At 67.5% G+C, this 15,159-nt stretch carries 13 protein-coding genes; 11 read left to right on the plus strand and 2 right to left on the minus strand.

From position 1 onward, the window contains the following. Nucleotides 1–104: 104 nt before the first annotated feature. Entirely contained in the window at nt 105–560 is a 456-nt protein-coding gene (sufU, locus tag GMOLON4_RS01755) for a Fe-S cluster assembly sulfur transfer protein SufU (protein WP_026937029.1), read from the minus strand. Next, a complete protein-coding gene (locus GMOLON4_RS01760) occupies nt 557–1,864 on the minus strand; it encodes an aminotransferase class V-fold PLP-dependent enzyme (RefSeq protein ID WP_084147520.1) in 1,308 nt (435 codons plus the stop codon). Before GMOLON4_RS01760 ends, sufU begins: the two co-directional genes overlap by 4 nt. Before the next feature lie 69 nt (nt 1,865–1,933). Between GMOLON4_RS01760 and argC the strand changes: the two genes are divergently transcribed. The 11 genes from argC (at nt 1,934) to GMOLON4_RS01815 (ending at nt 15,148) form a co-directional block, all read left to right on the plus strand. Next, complete coding sequence (gene argC / locus GMOLON4_RS01765; RefSeq protein WP_026937031.1) at nt 1,934–2,980, plus strand: N-acetyl-gamma-glutamyl-phosphate reductase; 1,047 nt, start codon at nt 1,934–1,936, stop codon at nt 2,978–2,980. Further along, nucleotides 2,977–4,140: a bifunctional glutamate N-acetyltransferase/amino-acid acetyltransferase ArgJ gene (argJ, locus tag GMOLON4_RS01770; protein WP_026937032.1), complete on the plus strand. Its 1,164-nt coding sequence runs from the start codon at nt 2,977–2,979 to the stop codon at nt 4,138–4,140. Before argC ends, argJ begins: the two co-directional genes overlap by 4 nt. A gap of 26 nt (nt 4,141–4,166) precedes the next feature. Next, nucleotides 4,167–5,090: an acetylglutamate kinase gene (argB, locus tag GMOLON4_RS01775; RefSeq protein WP_026937033.1), complete on the plus strand. Its 924-nt coding sequence runs from the start codon at nt 4,167–4,169 to the stop codon at nt 5,088–5,090. Nucleotides 5,091–5,109: 19 nt separating this feature from the next. Continuing rightward, nucleotides 5,110–6,060 carry an ornithine carbamoyltransferase gene (argF, locus tag GMOLON4_RS01780; RefSeq protein ID WP_026937034.1) on the plus strand — a complete coding sequence of 317 codons (951 nt, stop codon included), beginning with the start codon at nt 5,110–5,112 and terminating at the stop codon, nt 6,058–6,060. Nucleotides 6,061–6,151: 91 nt separating this feature from the next. Then, a complete protein-coding gene (argH, locus tag GMOLON4_RS01785; protein WP_026937035.1) occupies nt 6,152–7,573 on the plus strand; it encodes an argininosuccinate lyase in 1,422 nt (473 codons plus the stop codon). A 256-nt stretch (nt 7,574–7,829) separates the two neighbouring features. Continuing rightward, complete coding sequence (locus GMOLON4_RS01790) at nt 7,830–9,269, plus strand: APC family permease (protein ID WP_026937036.1); 1,440 nt, start codon at nt 7,830–7,832, stop codon at nt 9,267–9,269. Then, complete coding sequence (locus GMOLON4_RS01795) at nt 9,266–10,564, plus strand: type I glutamate--ammonia ligase (RefSeq protein WP_026937037.1); 1,299 nt, start codon at nt 9,266–9,268, stop codon at nt 10,562–10,564. Before GMOLON4_RS01790 ends, GMOLON4_RS01795 begins: the two co-directional genes overlap by 4 nt. After that, nucleotides 10,554–11,726 (plus strand): amidohydrolase family protein, encoded by a 1,173-nt coding sequence (locus tag GMOLON4_RS01800; protein ID WP_026937038.1) that lies wholly within the window; start codon nt 10,554–10,556, stop codon nt 11,724–11,726. The genes GMOLON4_RS01795 and GMOLON4_RS01800 overlap by 11 nt, the downstream gene beginning before the upstream one ends. After that, nucleotides 11,723–12,904 carry a M20 metallopeptidase family protein gene (locus GMOLON4_RS01805; RefSeq protein WP_026937039.1) on the plus strand — a complete coding sequence of 394 codons (1,182 nt, stop codon included), beginning with the start codon at nt 11,723–11,725 and terminating at the stop codon, nt 12,902–12,904. The genes GMOLON4_RS01800 and GMOLON4_RS01805 overlap by 4 nt, the downstream gene beginning before the upstream one ends. Beyond that, nucleotides 12,901–13,839, plus strand: a complete 939-nt coding sequence (locus tag GMOLON4_RS01810) for a MurR/RpiR family transcriptional regulator (RefSeq protein ID WP_051266875.1) — start codon at nt 12,901–12,903, stop codon at nt 13,837–13,839. Before GMOLON4_RS01805 ends, GMOLON4_RS01810 begins: the two co-directional genes overlap by 4 nt. Then, entirely contained in the window at nt 13,817–15,148 is a 1,332-nt protein-coding gene (locus GMOLON4_RS01815) for an aminotransferase class III-fold pyridoxal phosphate-dependent enzyme (protein WP_051266877.1), read from the plus strand. The genes GMOLON4_RS01810 and GMOLON4_RS01815 overlap by 23 nt, the downstream gene beginning before the upstream one ends. The last annotated feature ends 11 nt before the right edge of the window (nt 15,149–15,159 follow it).

Below are 15,159 nucleotides of genomic sequence, written 5' to 3' on the forward strand. Positions count from 1 at the left end.
GGTTGCTGCAATTTGAAGCACGTATGGGCTATTAGGAGGGACTATTCGGCTCCTGATAGCCCATACGTGCTTTTTGTCGTGGCGACTCCGGCTACACGAGCGAACTAGCTCGCGTCGGCCTCGCGGAGCGCTGCCTCGAGCGCGACCCAGCTGAGCATCGCGCACTTCACGCGCATCACGTACTTGCCGACGCCCTCCAGCGCGATCGCGTCGCCGATGAGCTCGCCCTCGTCCGAGTCCGGGGCGACCGAGGCCTTGCCGCGGGAGCGCAGCATCGTGCGCATCGTGTCGATGCCGAGCCGCGCATCCGCAACCGAACGGCCGACGAGCTGGGTCACGAGGATAGAAGTGGACGCCATCGAAATCGAGCAGCCGTCGCCGACCCAGCCGATCGACTCGATGCGATCGCCGTCGAGGCGCACGCGCAGGCGGATCTCGTCGCCGCAGGACGGGTTCTTCTCGAAGTGCTCGGCGTCGAACGGGTCGATCTCGCCCTCGCCGACGCGCTGGCGCGCCTGGTCGAGGATGATGTCCTGGTACAGCCCGTCGAGGGCGCTCATCGGTTCGCTCCGAAGTAGGCGCGGATTCCCGAGACGGCCTCGATAAGCGCATCGATTTCGTCGTCGGTTGTGGTGAGGTAGCTCGAGGCTCGCGTCGACGCGGTCACGCCGAGGCGGCGGTGCAGCGGTTGCGCGCAGTGGTGACCGGCGCGCACGGCGATGCCCGCCGCATCCAGGTACTGCGACACGTCGTGCGCATGTACGCCGTCGATGATGAAGGATGCGAGGCCCGAGCGAGGTACCGAGGCGTCGTTTCCGATGACGGTCACGCCCTCGATGGCCGAGAGCTCGGCAACCATGCGAGCGCCGAGCGCCTCCTCGTGATCCCGGATCGCCGACATCCCAACCTCGGCGAGGTAGCGGCAGGCCGCGGCCAGCGCGACCGCTTGCGAGACGGGCTGCGTGCCGGCCTCGAAGCGCGTCGGGGGAGCCATGAAGGTGGTCGCCTCCATCGTGACGACCTCGATCATCGAGCCACCGGTGCGCGCCGGCGGCAACTGCGCGAGACGCTCGCGGCGGCCGTACAGCACGCCGATGCCGTTGGGACCCGCCATCTTGTGGCCCGAGAACGCGGCGAAGTCGACGCCGAGCGCGTGAAAATCGACCGGGCGATGCGGCACCGACTGGCACGCATCGAGCACCGTGACGGCACCGACCGTCGAAGCCAGAGCCACAATTTCCTCGACCGGAGCGATCAGCCCGGTGACGTTCGACACGTGCGCGAACGCGATCACGCGAGTGCGGTCCGAGACGAGCGGGCGAAGATCGTCGAGGGCCCAGGTGCCGTGGTCGTTCACGGGCACGTAGCGCAGGGTCGCGCCGGTGGCGAGCGCGAGTTCCTGCCAGGGCACGAGGTTCGCATGGTGCTCGGCCTCGGTGATGAGAATCTCGTCGCCGGCCTCGAGTCGCAGCGGTGCGGATGCATCCCCGCCGCGACCGCGCGACGCCGCCGCGATGCCGTTTGCGATGGTGTTGAGCGCATCCGTAGCGCCTGCCTGCCACGCGATCTCGTCGGCGTCGGCGCCGACGAAGGCGGCGACCGTCTCGCGAGCGTCCTCGTAGTCGCCGGTTGCGAGAGCGGCGAGCTCGTGCGAGCCACGGTGTACTGCCGAATTGTGCTCCGTGACGAACGCGCGTTCGGCGTCGAGCACCGCCTGCGGGCGCTGCGCCGTTGCCCCGAAGTCGAGGTAGACGAGGGGGGTGTCATGCACCCGCTGGGCGAGGATCGGGAAGTCGGCGCGCAGTTCGCGGGCTCGCTCATCGGTCAACGCCGGGACGGATGTTGGTGCGTGGGTGTCAGTCAAGGGAGTCCTAGGTTTATGAAGGTGTACCTAACAAGGGTACGACTTCGCGCCGGGCGTAGGATGGTGGGTATGACGTTTTCTGTAGCAGTTGCGGGTGCGTCGGGCTACGGCGGGGGAGAGCTCCTCCGCCTGCTCGCGACGCACCCCGAGTTTGAGGTCCGCACCGTCACCGCGCATTCGCAGGCCGGGGAGCGACTGCGATCCGTGCACCCGCATCTCGCCAGCTACGGCGACCTCGTCCTCGAGCAGACGACCCCAGAGGTCCTGGCCGGTCACGACGTCGTTTTCCTCGCGCTGCCGCACGGCAAGTCCGGTGCGCTCACCGAGGCCCTGCCAGCCGACACCCTCGTGATCGATGCCGGTGCTGACCACCGCCTCGAGCGCGAGCAGGACTGGACCGACTATTACCCGGGCGATTGGGCTGGCACCTGGACCTATGGGATGCCCGAGCTGATTCTGGAAGACGGCGGCAAGCAACGCCGGAACCTGACTGACACGCGTCGTATCGCGGTACCGGGGTGCAACGCCACCGCGGTCACCCTCGCGCTCGCCCCGGCGCTGCGAGCGGGCATCATCGGCACGGACGACATCTCGACAGTGCTCGCGGTCGGCCCGTCGGGCGCTGGCAAGAAGGCCTCGGTCTCGATGCTCGCGAGCGAGCTGCTCGGTAACGCCGCCCCGTACAACGCGTTTGGCGGCCATCGCCACAACCCGGAGATCCGTCAGAACCTGCGCAACGCATCCGGCAAGGATGTGCGGCTCAGCTTCAGCCCCGTCCTCGTGCCGATGGCGCGTGGGATTCTCGCGACCAGCACCGCAAGCATCGCCGAGGGCGTCGATCTCGCCAAGGTGCGAGAGGTGTTCGAGGATGCGTACGGCGACGAGACCTTTATCGAACTGATGGAAGACGGCGCCTACCCGCGCACCGCGGATGTCAACGGCTCGAACCGCACGCAGATCGCGTTTGGCATAGATGAGCGTGCCGGACGCCTGATCGTCATCAGCGCCCTCGACAATCTTGGTAAGGGCACCGCCGGCGCGGCCATCCAGTCGGCCAACATCGCCCTTGGCATCGAAGAATCCCACAGCCTGCCGATCAATGGAGTAGCACCGTGACCGTAACCACCCCGAAGGGTTTCCGAGCAGCTGGCGTAGAGGCCGGACTCAAGAACAGCGGTGGATTGGACGTCGTGCTCGTCGTGAACGACGGACCCTCGGCCGCGGCGGCCGCCGTGTTCACCGAAAACCGCTGCGAGGCGCACCCCGTGACGTGGTCGCGCAAGGTCGTCGGCGACGGCACCGTCTCGGCGATTGCCCTCAACTCCGGCGGCGCGAACTGCTTCACCGGCGAGTTTGGCGCGGAAACGACCCGGCTCACGGCCGAGCGTACGGCCGAGCACCTCGGCATCGGCGCGGGCGACGTCCTCGTGTGCTCCACGGGCCTCATCGGGATGGGCGACCAGGGGTGGCGCGACAAGCTCCTGGCTGGCCTCGACCAGGCATACCCGGCACTCGCATCCGACGAGCAGGCGGGCAGCAACGCGGCCGACGGCATCCTGACCACCGACTCGGTCCGCAAGGTCTCGACCCGCGAAGGCTCGGGCTACTCGATCGGCGCGATGGCGAAGGGTGCGGGGATGCTCGCGCCGGGCCTCGCGACCATGCTCGTCGTGATCACGACCGACGCCGACCTCGAATCCGCGCAGCTCGACGCGGCGCTGCGCCAGGCCACGCGACTGACCTTCGACCGCGTCGACTCCGACGGCTGCATGTCGACCAACGACACCGTCGCGCTGATGGCCTCGGGCGCATCCGGCGTGACCCCCGAGATCGAGGAATTCACGCGCCTGCTCACCGAGGTGTGCGCGGCCCTGTCGAAGATGCTGCAGCAGGATGCCGAGGGTGCAAGCCACGACATCACCATCATCACGACGGGCGCCGCGAGCGAGCAGGAGGCCGTCGACGTCTCCCGTGCGGTCAGCCGCTCGAACCTCTTCAAGGCCGCGATCTTCGGCAACGACCCGAACTGGGGCCGCGTGCTCGCAGCGATCGGCACGACGAGCGCGCAGTTCGACCCGCAGGCGATCGACGTGTCGATGAACGGCATCATGGTCTGCAAGGCGGGCACCCCGCACGCGCCGGTCGATAGTGTCGACCTCACGCCGCGCGCGACCGAGGTGCTCATCGACCTGCACGCGGGAGACGCGACCGCGACGATTCTGACGAACGATCTCACCCACGATTACGTGCACGAGAACAGTGCCTACTCCTCGTAGCCACGGTGAGTAGTACGAAAGGCAACATGACAACCGAATCGGAAGTCCCGGCCGATCCCCGCTACGCGCAGTCCGCGGGGAAAGTAGAAACCCTCATCGAGGCTCTGCCCTGGATGCAGCGCTATCACGGCGAGATTATCGTCGTGAAGTTCGGCGGCAACGCGATGATCGATCCGGAGCTGATCGAGGCGTTCGCCTCGGACATCGCGTACATGCGCTACGCGGGCGTGCAGCCCGTCGTCGTGCATGGCGGCGGCCCGCACATTTCGCGGATGCTCGACCGGCTCGGCATCGAGTCGGAGTTTCGCGCGGGCTATCGCTACACGTCCGAAGAGGCGATGGAGGTCGTCCGCATGGTGCTCGGTGGCCAGGTGGCCCGCGAGCTCGTGTCCGCGATCAACGACCTCGCGCCAGTCGCCACCGGCACCTCGGGCGAGGATGCGGGGCTCTTCCAGGCGAAGCGCAAGACCACGGATGCGGCGGGGAACCCCGTCGACCTCGGTCTCGTTGGCGAGATCGTCGCGGTGAACCCGAACGTCGTCCTGGCCGATATCGCGGCCGGGCGCATCCCCGTGGTCTCGACGATCGCGAGCGACATCGACCAACCCCGCAAGGCGCTCAACATTAACGCCGACCGGGCCGCGGCGGCGCTCGCGGTGGCGCTCGGCGCGAAGAAGCTCGTCATGCTCACCGATGTCGAGGGCCTGTACCGAAACTGGCCCGACAAGAGCTCGCTCGCGGCATTTATTACGGCCGACGAGCTGCGCGGCATGCTTCCGACGCTCGAATCGGGCATGATTCCCAAGGCACAAGCGTGCATCGAGGCCGTCGACGGCGGGGTGAAGCACGCGACAATTATCGATGGGCGAATCCCGCACTCGACGCTGATTGAAGTCTTCACCAAGGAGGGCTTCGGCACCGAGGTGACGGATTGGTATCCCAATTCCTAATAACCATGAAAGAGACGGAATGATTCGCCATTTCCTCCGCGACGACGATGTGACACCAGCCGAGCAGTCCGAGATCCTCGATCTCGCGGCCGCGCTCAAACAGGACCGCTTTGCGGCTCGACCGCTTGAGGGGCCGCAGACCGTCGCGGTCATCTTCGACAAGAGCTCGACCCGCACGCGCGTGTCCTTCCACGTCGGCATCTCGGAGCTCGGCGGTAGCCCGCTCATCTTCACCACCGCATCCAGCCAGCTCGGCGGTAAGGAGACCCCTTCCGACACCGCTCGCGTGCTCGAACGTATGGTCTCGGCTGTCGTGTGGCGCACCTACGCGCAGTCGGGCCTCGAGCAGATGGCGGATGGCGCGCGCGTGCCCATTGTCAACGGGCTGAGCGACGACTTCCACCCGTGCCAGCTCCTCGCCGACCTCCTGACGATTCGCGAGCACAAGGGTGACACGAAGGGCCGCAAGCTCGTGTTCGTTGGCGACGGCCTGTCGAACATGGGCCACTCGTACCTGCTCGCCGGCGCGGTCGCGGGGATGCACGTGGCCGTGGTTTCGCCTGAGGGTTACCTCCCGCGGCAGAACGTGGTGGACGACGCCACGAAGATCGCCGCCGAGACCGGTGGCTCGATCGCCGTGGGCACCTCGATCGAGGAACTCGCGGTCGACGCCGACGTCATGGTGACCGACACATGGGTGTCGATGGGGCTCGAGGCCGAGCGCCAGGAGCGCATCGAGGCCTTCGAGGGCTATCGCGTCACGACCGACGTGATGAAGCTCGGCAAGCCGGATGCGATCTTCATGCACTGCCTGCCCGCAGATCGCGGCTTCGAGGTCGACGCCGACGTCATCGACGGCCCGCAGTCGGTCATCTGGGACGAGGCGGAGAACCGCCTCCACGCGCAGAAGGCGCTGCTCGCGTGGCTGCTCGCGAAGTCCCGTAACGAGCCCGTCGCGCTGCGCGGCTAACGCTGCGCGGCTAGCGCTGTGCAGCTAACACTGCGCGGCTAGCGCTCGGCGCATCCCAGACCTCACCGATTCGACAACACGGAGTATCGCTATGGCCAACTCATCACAGTCCCGCGCGAGCGAAGACGGCGCCCTCTGGGGTGGCCGCTTCGCTGGCGGTCCCTCGCCCGAACTCGCACGCCTTTCGAAGTCGACTCACTTCGACTGGAAGCTCGCGCACTACGACCTCGCCGGTTCCCGCGCGCACGCCCGCGCGCTGAACAAGGCCGGTTATCTCACCGACGCCGAATTCGACGGCATGGTTAGCGCGCTCAACGAGCTCGAGCGTCGCGTTACCGACGGCAGCTTCGTCGCGGCGGAGGCCGATGAGGATGTGCACTCGGCTCTCGAGCGCGGCCTCATGGAAATTGCGGGTCACGAGCTCGGCGGCAAGCTGCGCGCGGGCCGGAGCCGAAACGACCAGATCGCGACGTTCATCCGGATGTACATCCGCGACACCGCGAAGGACCTGACCGGCCAGATCGCGGCGCTCGCGGGCGCCATCGCGCAGCAGGCGGAGACGAACTTCGACGTCATCATGCCGGGTCGCACGCACCTGCAGCACGCGCAGCCGGTGCTGCTCGCGCACCACCTGCTCGCACACGCGTGGCCGCTCGTGCGCGACCTCGACCGCATCCGCGACCTGCTGCGTCGCCTCGACGAGTCGCCATACGGCTCGGGCGCGCTCGCGGGCTCGACGCTCGGGCTGGATGCGACCCTGGTCGCGAAGGATCTCGGGTTCTCGGCGTCCTCGCCGAACTCGATCGACGGCACCGCGTCGCGCGACCTCGTCGCCGAGTACGCGTACGTCCTCGCCCAGGTCGCGATCGACGTCTCGCGCCTCAGCGAAGAGATCATCCTCTGGAACACGAAGGAGTTCGACTTCGTCACGCTCGACGACTCGTACTCGACCGGCTCCAGCATCATGCCGCAGAAGAAGAACCCGGACATCCCCGAGCTCGCGCGCGGCAAGACCGGCCGCCTGATCGGTAACCTGACTGGCCTGCTCGCGACCTTCAAGGCGCTGCCGCTCGCCTACAACCGCGATCTGCAGGAGGACAAGGAGCCGCTGTTCGACTCGGTCGAGCAGCTCGACGTTGTCCTGCCGGCATTCACCGGGATGATCGCGACGATGAAGTTCAACGGCGAGCGGATGCGGGAACTCGCGCCGCAGGGCTTCTCGCTCGCGACGGACATCGCAGAGTGGCTCGTGAAGCGCCACGTGCCGTTCCGCGACGCGCACGAGATCTCGGGCGGATGCGTCAAGCTCGCCGAGTCTAAGGGCGTCGACCTCGACGGACTGACCGACGACGACTTCGCGAGCGTGTCGCTGCACCTCACGCCCGAGGTGCGCGAGGTCCTCACGATCGACGGTTCGGTCGCGACGCGCGACGGCCGCGGCGGGACCGCCCCGTCGAGCGTGCGCGAACAGCTCGCTGAGCTGCGCGAGCGGCTCGAGGGGTACACCGCCTAGCGCCCGCACCGCCTAGCGCCGTAAACAGCTATACGCGCGCCCACGCGGCTGCAGCCAGGCAGCCGCGACCGCGATGCCCGCCCGGGAGAGATCCCGTGGCGGGCATCCGTCGTTTTCCGCGCCCGGACCGGCCGCCTAACGAGACAAATGTTTCAAGTAATGCTAATTTTGCCGATATTGAAACGTTTGGTTCATAGTCAAACGTGCGCGCACAGCGGCGCGTATCCCACTCCTGCATGAGCGAAGGCTGACGCAATTGAGCAATGATCCCGTGGCAGAGGCCGCGACCCCCACGACCAAACGGCCGCTCGGCACGTTCGAAGTCACCGCAATCGGCATCGGGTTCATGGGCCCGGTCATGGCGATGTCGCTCAACGGCATCGGCGTCGCGGGGCTCGTCGGCAAGTCGGTCCCGTTCACCTTCCTCGTCGCCTTCATCGGCACACTCTTCGTCGCGTACGGCTTCGTGCGGCTCACTCGTCGAATCTCTCACGCGGGCTCGGTCTACGCGCTCGCCGGCTCGACCCTCGGCCCGCGCGCAGGCTTTTTCGGCGGGTTCGCGCTGCTCGGCACCTATATCTTCTTCGCGGCCTGCATCGTGGGCGCGTGCGCGGTCTTCTTCGAGGCGATGCTGGGGGAGATGGGCGTCGTCCTCGCACCCGGCATGTGGATGATCGTCGCGGCCCTCGTCGGCATCCTCGCGCTTGTGTTGACGCTGCGCGAGTCCGCGATCGTCGCGCGCACCCTCCTCGGCATCGGCTTCGTCGGGATCGCCGCGATGCTCATCCTCGCGATCGTGATCATCGTGAAGATCGCGGCGGGCTCGGCCCCGGTAACCACGGGCATCGACTTCACGACGCTTACCCCGGGGGATGCGCCGATCACCGCCATCATGACCGCCGCGGTCTTCGGCTTCCTCTCTTGGGCAGGCTTCGAGTCGGGCACGTCGCTCGCCGAGGAGTCGGCCGACCCGAAGCGCGTCATCCCTCGCGCCGTGCTGCTCGCGGTGATCGTCGGTGGCCTCGTGTACGTCTTCATGATGTTCGCGCAGACGATCGGGTTCGGCACCGACCAGGCTGGCATCGATGCGTTCGCGAACGCATCCTCGACCCTCACGACGCTCTCATCCACCTATATCGGCCCGTGGTTCGCGATCCTCATATCGATCATCGCGTTCCTCGTCGCGTTCGGCGCGCTGCTGAGCTCCACGACCGCGGCCTCGCGACTGCTTTTCGCGCTCGCGCGTGACGGTTTCGGCCCGAAGTCATTCGCGAAGCTGAACCCGACTACGCAGGTGCCCTCGATCGCGGTCATGTTCGTCGTCATCCTCACGACTCTCATGGCGCTCGCGCTCGGCGCCTTCGGTGCCACGAGCGTGGATGCGTACTACTGGTACGCGACGATGGGCACGTTGTGCATGGTGGTCGCCTACGGGATGACCGCCGTCGGCGTGATCCGCTTCACCTTCACGAAATCCTCCGGCATTCCCAAATGGGAGCTCATCTTCCCGGTGCTGGCGCTCGTTTTCCTTGTGTACGTGTACGTCATTCAGATCGTCGGTCAGGAACCGCCGTACACGTATTTCCCATGGCTGGCCGGTGCGTGGTGCATCCTTGGTCTCATCATTGTGCTGAGTAGGCCGTCGCTCGCGAAGCGAATCGGCGCTCGCCTGACCGTGGAGGACACCGACCTATGAATGAACGACCCGACGAACTGATTTTCCTCGCGACGACGGATATTTCCGCGCGAACCAAGGGTCGTGCCGTGCCCGCCGAGGACTTCCGCGATGACACGACGGTGGGCTGGGTACCCGCGAACCTCGGCATCGGGTCGCTCGGCCACATCGTCGACGATATTCCCTACGGCTCCTCGGGTGATCTGCGGCTCAAGCCCGATCTCGACGCGCGCTACCGGATCGATGGGGTGCCCGGCCGCACGCCGCTCAACATCGTCTTCTCCGACATCATCAACACCGACGGGACGCCGTGGGAATCGTGTTCCCGCAATTTCCTCCGCGAGGCCATCGCGGACCTCGGTAGGCACGGGCTCGAGATGTCCGCGGCGTTCGAGCACGAGTTCGTCGATCTCTCGGCGACGACCGAACCGCATCCCTTCTCGCTACAAAGCTTCCGCGCGGCTGATCCGATCGGCGCGGAGCTCGTGACCATCCTGCGTCGCGCCGGCCTCGAGCCCGAGAACTGGCTGCCCGAATACGCGGAGCACCAGTACGAGATCACCGTCAAGCCGAGCGACCCGATGCGCGCCGCGGACCGCGCGATTCTCGTGCGCGATGTCGTGTATGACCTGTATCAGGCGCACGGTCGGCACGCGAGCTTCTCGCCGGTCGTTCGCCCCGGCGCGGGCGGCAGCGGCGTCCACGTACACATGGGTATCACGCACGACGACGGTTCGCCGGCCCTGTGGGACGCGGCCGCACCCGGTCGAGTCTCGGAGCTCGGCGCGAAGTTCGCCGCGGGCATCGTTAAGTACGCGCCGGAGTTCACCGCGCTCTTCGCGCCGCTCGTCACTAGCTACGATCGCCTCGCCCCGCACAACTGGTCGACGGCCCGCGCCTTCTTCGGCCTCCAGAACCGCGAGGCCCTCCTGCGCATCTGCCCGACCAACGAGCTGAACGGGCGCGACCCGTCGAAACAGCTGCACTTCGAGTTCCGTGGCAGCGATATCGGGGCGAACCCGTGGCTGCTGCTCGGCGTGCTTATCCGGGCCGGACTTGCCGGAATCGACGAGGATCTCGAGCCGGCCGAAGTGATCGAGGGGGAACTCGACCTCGACGGCAAGCACCGCGACCTGAAGCGACTTCCAGAGAGTCTCGAAGGCGCGCTCGATGCGCTCGAGGCGAGCGATGCCATCCGCAGGTGGTTCGTGCCGAACTGGATCACGACGTTCCTGGCCGTCAAGCGCGAGGAGGTCGCGCAGCTGCGCGACAAGACACCAGCCGAGGTCTGCGAGGTCTACGCGAATGTCTACTAGGACTCTCGACTCGCTCGACTTGGGCGATGTGCCGCTGTTCGACCACCACTGTCACGGCGTCATCCCCACCGACGTCGATCGCGTGGAATTCGAGGCGCTGATCTCCGAATCCTCGCGCCCTGCCACTGCGGGCACGACCCGCTTCGACTCGCAGGTGGGATTCCAGGTGCTCGCGAACTGCGCGCCGATCCTCGGGCTCGAGCCGTTCTGCGAGCCGGACGAGTACATCGCCCGCCGCCGCAAGCTCGGTGCCGAAGAGGTCAACCGGCGGCTGCTTCGCGCGGCGCACATCACGGTGTACGGGATCGAGACCGGTCACGGTGCGGACCGCATCCTCGGCCCCGAGCAAATGGCCGAGATGGCGAAGGCCCACCAGTGCGAGATCGTTCGACTCGAGCGGCTTGCCGAGGACGTCTTCGAGCGGCTCCGGGACACGGGTACCGCGACGAGCACGGAGGCGGTCGCCGAGATCGCATGCGAGCTGGATGCGCGGCTCGAGACCGCGGTCGGCGTCAAGACGATCGCGGCCTACCGCATCGGCTTCGATTTCGAGGATGCGCGCCCCGAGCGTCGCGAGGTCGAGGCCGCCGCGGCCCGGCTGCTCGCTGCCACCGGGAGCATCCGGCTCGACGATTCGGTAATGATTCGCCACCTCATCTGGCTCGCGATTGATCGCGCGTGCGTGATTCAGGTCCACGTCGGATACGGCGACGACGACGTCGACCTGCACCGCTGCAACCCGCTGCTGCTGACGCGGCTGCTGCGCGCGAGCATCGACAGCGGCGCGCGGTTCACGCTCCTGCACTGCTATCCGTTCCACCGCGAGGCGGGCTACCTCGCCGACGTTTTCCCGCACGTCTATTTCGACGTGGGGCTCGGAATCAACTACACCGGCTCTCGCAGCGAAGAAATCATCGCGGAGTCGCTCGAGCTCGCACCGTTCGGGAAGATCCTGTTCAGCAGCGACGCCTGGGGTGCGGCGGAGCTCTACTATCTCGGCGCGATGCTGTTTCGTCGCGGCTTGACGGCTGCGCTCACGCGGTTTGCGAAGCTCGACCGCTGGCCGGTCGAGCAGTGCGAACGCGTCGCGCGCATGATCGGCTACGACAATGCCGCGCGCCTGTACGGGTTCGACCCGCTCGGGCTGATCGGAGGGGAATGACGCACGCATACGACACCCTCGCAAGCGAGTGGCTCAGCGCGCTCGCAACTGAACTCGCGGGCGCGCGTGAACTACGCCGGGCACTCCACCTCGAGCCGCGCGTGAGCGGCGACGAGCGGGAGACGACCGACCTCGTCGCGAAGGCGATGGAGCTGGACATGGAGCGCACCGCCGATACCGGCGGCATCGGCAGAGTCGGGCCGAGCGCCGGGCTCGCGATCGGGCTTCGCGGCGAGCTGGATGCGCTGCCGGTGACCGAGGCGACCGGGCTCGGGTGGTCGGCAACAAACGGCGCGATGCACGCGTGCGGACACGACGTGCACCTCGCGGCACTCGCCGCGGTCGTTCGCGCGGCAAAGCATCTCGAGTTGCCATACGGCCTCGTCCCGGTACTGCAGCCACGCGAGGAGGCGTATCCCTCGGGCGCGCGCGACATCGTGCGGGAGGGGCGGCTCGAGCAGTACGGCATCGCGCACATGATCGGCGCCCACGTCCATCCCGGGGTTCCCGTCGGGAGCGTCGCGACTGGCGCTGGCTTCGTCAATGCCGCGGCGGGCGAGCTCGATATTCGGGTTTCGGGGCGCGGCGGTCACGGCGCGTATCCGCACCAGGGTGCGGACGTCGCAACCGCAGTCGCCCAGATCGTGACGGGCCTCCCCGAAACGCTGCGCCGTAACTCGGACCCGATGGCTCCGGCGGTCGTGAGCGTCGGCACGATCACAGTGGGCTCGGGCGCGTCGAACGTCCTGCCCGGGGAGGGCCGAGTCTTTGCGACCATCCGCACCACCTCATCGGCCGAGGGTCGCAGACTCGCGCAAGTTCTCGCATCCTTCGCCGAACACCAGGCGCTAGCATTCGGCTGCACCGCCGAGCTGACCCACACCGAGGGCGAGCCGGAGCTCGCGAACGACGCGATGCTCGCGGCCGAACTCGACTCGGTGCTCGAATCCCTCGGCCTCGGGCACACCGAACCGATGCGCTCGCTCGGGGCGGACGACTTCTCATTCTTCAGCGAGGCGGTCCCGAGCGTGATGTGCTTTGTCGGGGTGCTCGGTGACGGCGTCTCGCTGCACGACCCGACGTTCCTGCCGGACGAGGACGCGATCGAGCGCGTCGCGAAGACTCTCATCGCAGGGTACCTTGCCGGCGCGCGGAGAATCGACGCGGAGCAGGCATGATCGAAGCAGCCGCCCAGCACTCCAGCGAGAGCGTGACCGAACGCATCAACGTGCGGTTCTCGGCGCTGACGAATGCTGAGCGGCGCGCCGCCCGGACGCTGCTGAGCGACTATCCCGTGGCGGGGCTCACGAGCGTGCATCGCTTTGCCGAGGCGGCCGGGGTGAGTGCGGCAACGATCGTGCGGTTCACGAAGACCCTGGGCTTCGACGGCTATCGAGAATTCCAGGACAGCCTCCGCGGCGAGATGCAGGCACGAGAGGACTCGGCACTATCGATCGCCCAGCGACGCGCTCCGAGCGGCGCAGCGGCGGGCGCGCTCGAGCAGCTGCGCGCATCCGAATCGGTGTATCTCGCTGGCATCGACAAGACCTTCACGGCCCTGCGGGAATCTGAGGTCGAGCAGCTGCTGCAATGGCTCTCGGATGCGCGCACCGGCATCGTCTCCGTGGGCGGCGCCTTCTCCGGATTGCTCGCGGAGTATCTCGTGCGGGAGCTCTCGATGTATCGCCCCGGGATGCGCCTGTGTCCGCAGGATGCGATTGGCCGCGTCGACCTGTTGGCGGACTCCGGACCGCGCGGGGATGTCTGGATCGTGTTTGATTTTCGGCGGTATTCGCCCGCGACCGAGCTCATCGCCGAGCAGGCGAAGCGCGCCGGGGCCCGGATCACGGTGATCACCGACCGCTGGCTGTCGCCGATCGCGAAGTTTGCGGATGCCGTACTGAGTTGCCGCGTCGAGGCACGAGGTCCATCCGACACACTCGTGCCCGCGATGGCGCTCGTCGAGGCGCTGTGCGAAAGCGCCGTCGCGCGTATCGGCGAGCCCGGCCTGGCGCGGCTGAATCGAATGGATCCGCTGCGCACCCAACTGGAAGCGCCCGCAAGGATGCGGGACCACGAAAGGAATGCCATTGCCCAAGCCGATCACGAATGACCAGCGCGAGGCGGAGCTTGCCGCGTATGCGCGCGACCAGCAGGCGGTCGCCGGGGTAGAGCACCTGCGATTCTTCCCGCAGTCGATCTCGGGTGGGCTAGGGGCGTGGCTGCGTACTTCGGCCGGCCGTGAGGTCCTCGACTTCTCGGCGAGCTGGACGGCGGCGGCCTTCGGGCATGGGAACGAAGCCGTCGCAGAGGCCATCTCGGCCGCCGCACGGAACGGTGGCGGCGCATCCGTGCTCTCGAGCGCGATCGACGAAACCACGCGACTGGCCGAGGGCCTCATCGACCTCGTGCCGCTGCGCGAGACCGATCGGGCAGAGAAGCGCGCCTACCTCGGTCTCGGCGGGACCGACGCGAACACGGTCGCGATTGCCGCCGCCCGTCACGTTACTGGGCGAAGCGGGATCGTCGCGTTCCGCGGCAGCTACCACGGCGGGCATGGGCCGTCCGAGCAGGTCTCGGGTATCGGCATCCCTGTGGGGCAGGATGCGCCGCAGTCGCGGCTGGTCGAGTATCCGGTGGCCCAGAGCGACCTCGACCACACGCGGGCCCAGCTCACATCGCTGCTCGCAACGGAGGACTTTGCGGCTGTCATCGTCGAGGCCGTGCAGTGCGACGGCGGAGTCCTCGTGCCGCCCGCCGATTTCTTGCCGCTCGTTCGTGAGCTCTGCGATGCACATGGCGTGCTCCTCGTCGTGGACGAGGTCAAAGCTGGGCTGGGCCGCACCGGGCAGCTGTTGGCGTACCAGGCCACCGATGTGCGGCCCGATCTCGTTACGCTCGGGAAATCGCTCGGCGGCGGACTCCCGGTCTCGGCCGCCGTCGGTCCCCGCGACGCGCTTTCCGAACCCCGCGCATCCGCGCTGTTGACCACCGCCGGTGCGCCTATCCCGGCCGCCGCGGCCAATGCCGTGCTCGACCTGCTCGAGGACGGATCGCTCGCGCGGCGGACCGCACGCCTCGGGGAAATCGCGCGGCAGGCGCTCGAGACCTATCGGGCAAGCGACCGGCCGGGGCACGCAGCTGTGGTGGATGTGCGGGGTCGCGGCCTGTTGCTCGGCCTCGAGCTGGGCAGCGTGGCCGGGTTCTCGCCCGATCAGGTCGCCGCGCTCGCGGTGTACCGCGCGTGGGAGCTCGGATGTGCGCTGTACGTCGTGCGCGACAACGTCCTCGAGATCACCCCGCCGCTCGTCATCGGCGAGGCGGAGCTGCTCGAGGGGATCGAGTGCATCCTCACAGCGATCGATGACGTCGCGGCGAAGCACGTGCCGCTCGACACCATCGCCCAGTACGGCGGCTGGTAGCCGCACTTACC

It is taken from the genome of Gulosibacter molinativorax (assembly GCF_003010915.2).
Classification (GTDB): domain Bacteria; phylum Actinomycetota; class Actinomycetes; order Actinomycetales; family Microbacteriaceae; genus Gulosibacter; species Gulosibacter molinativorax.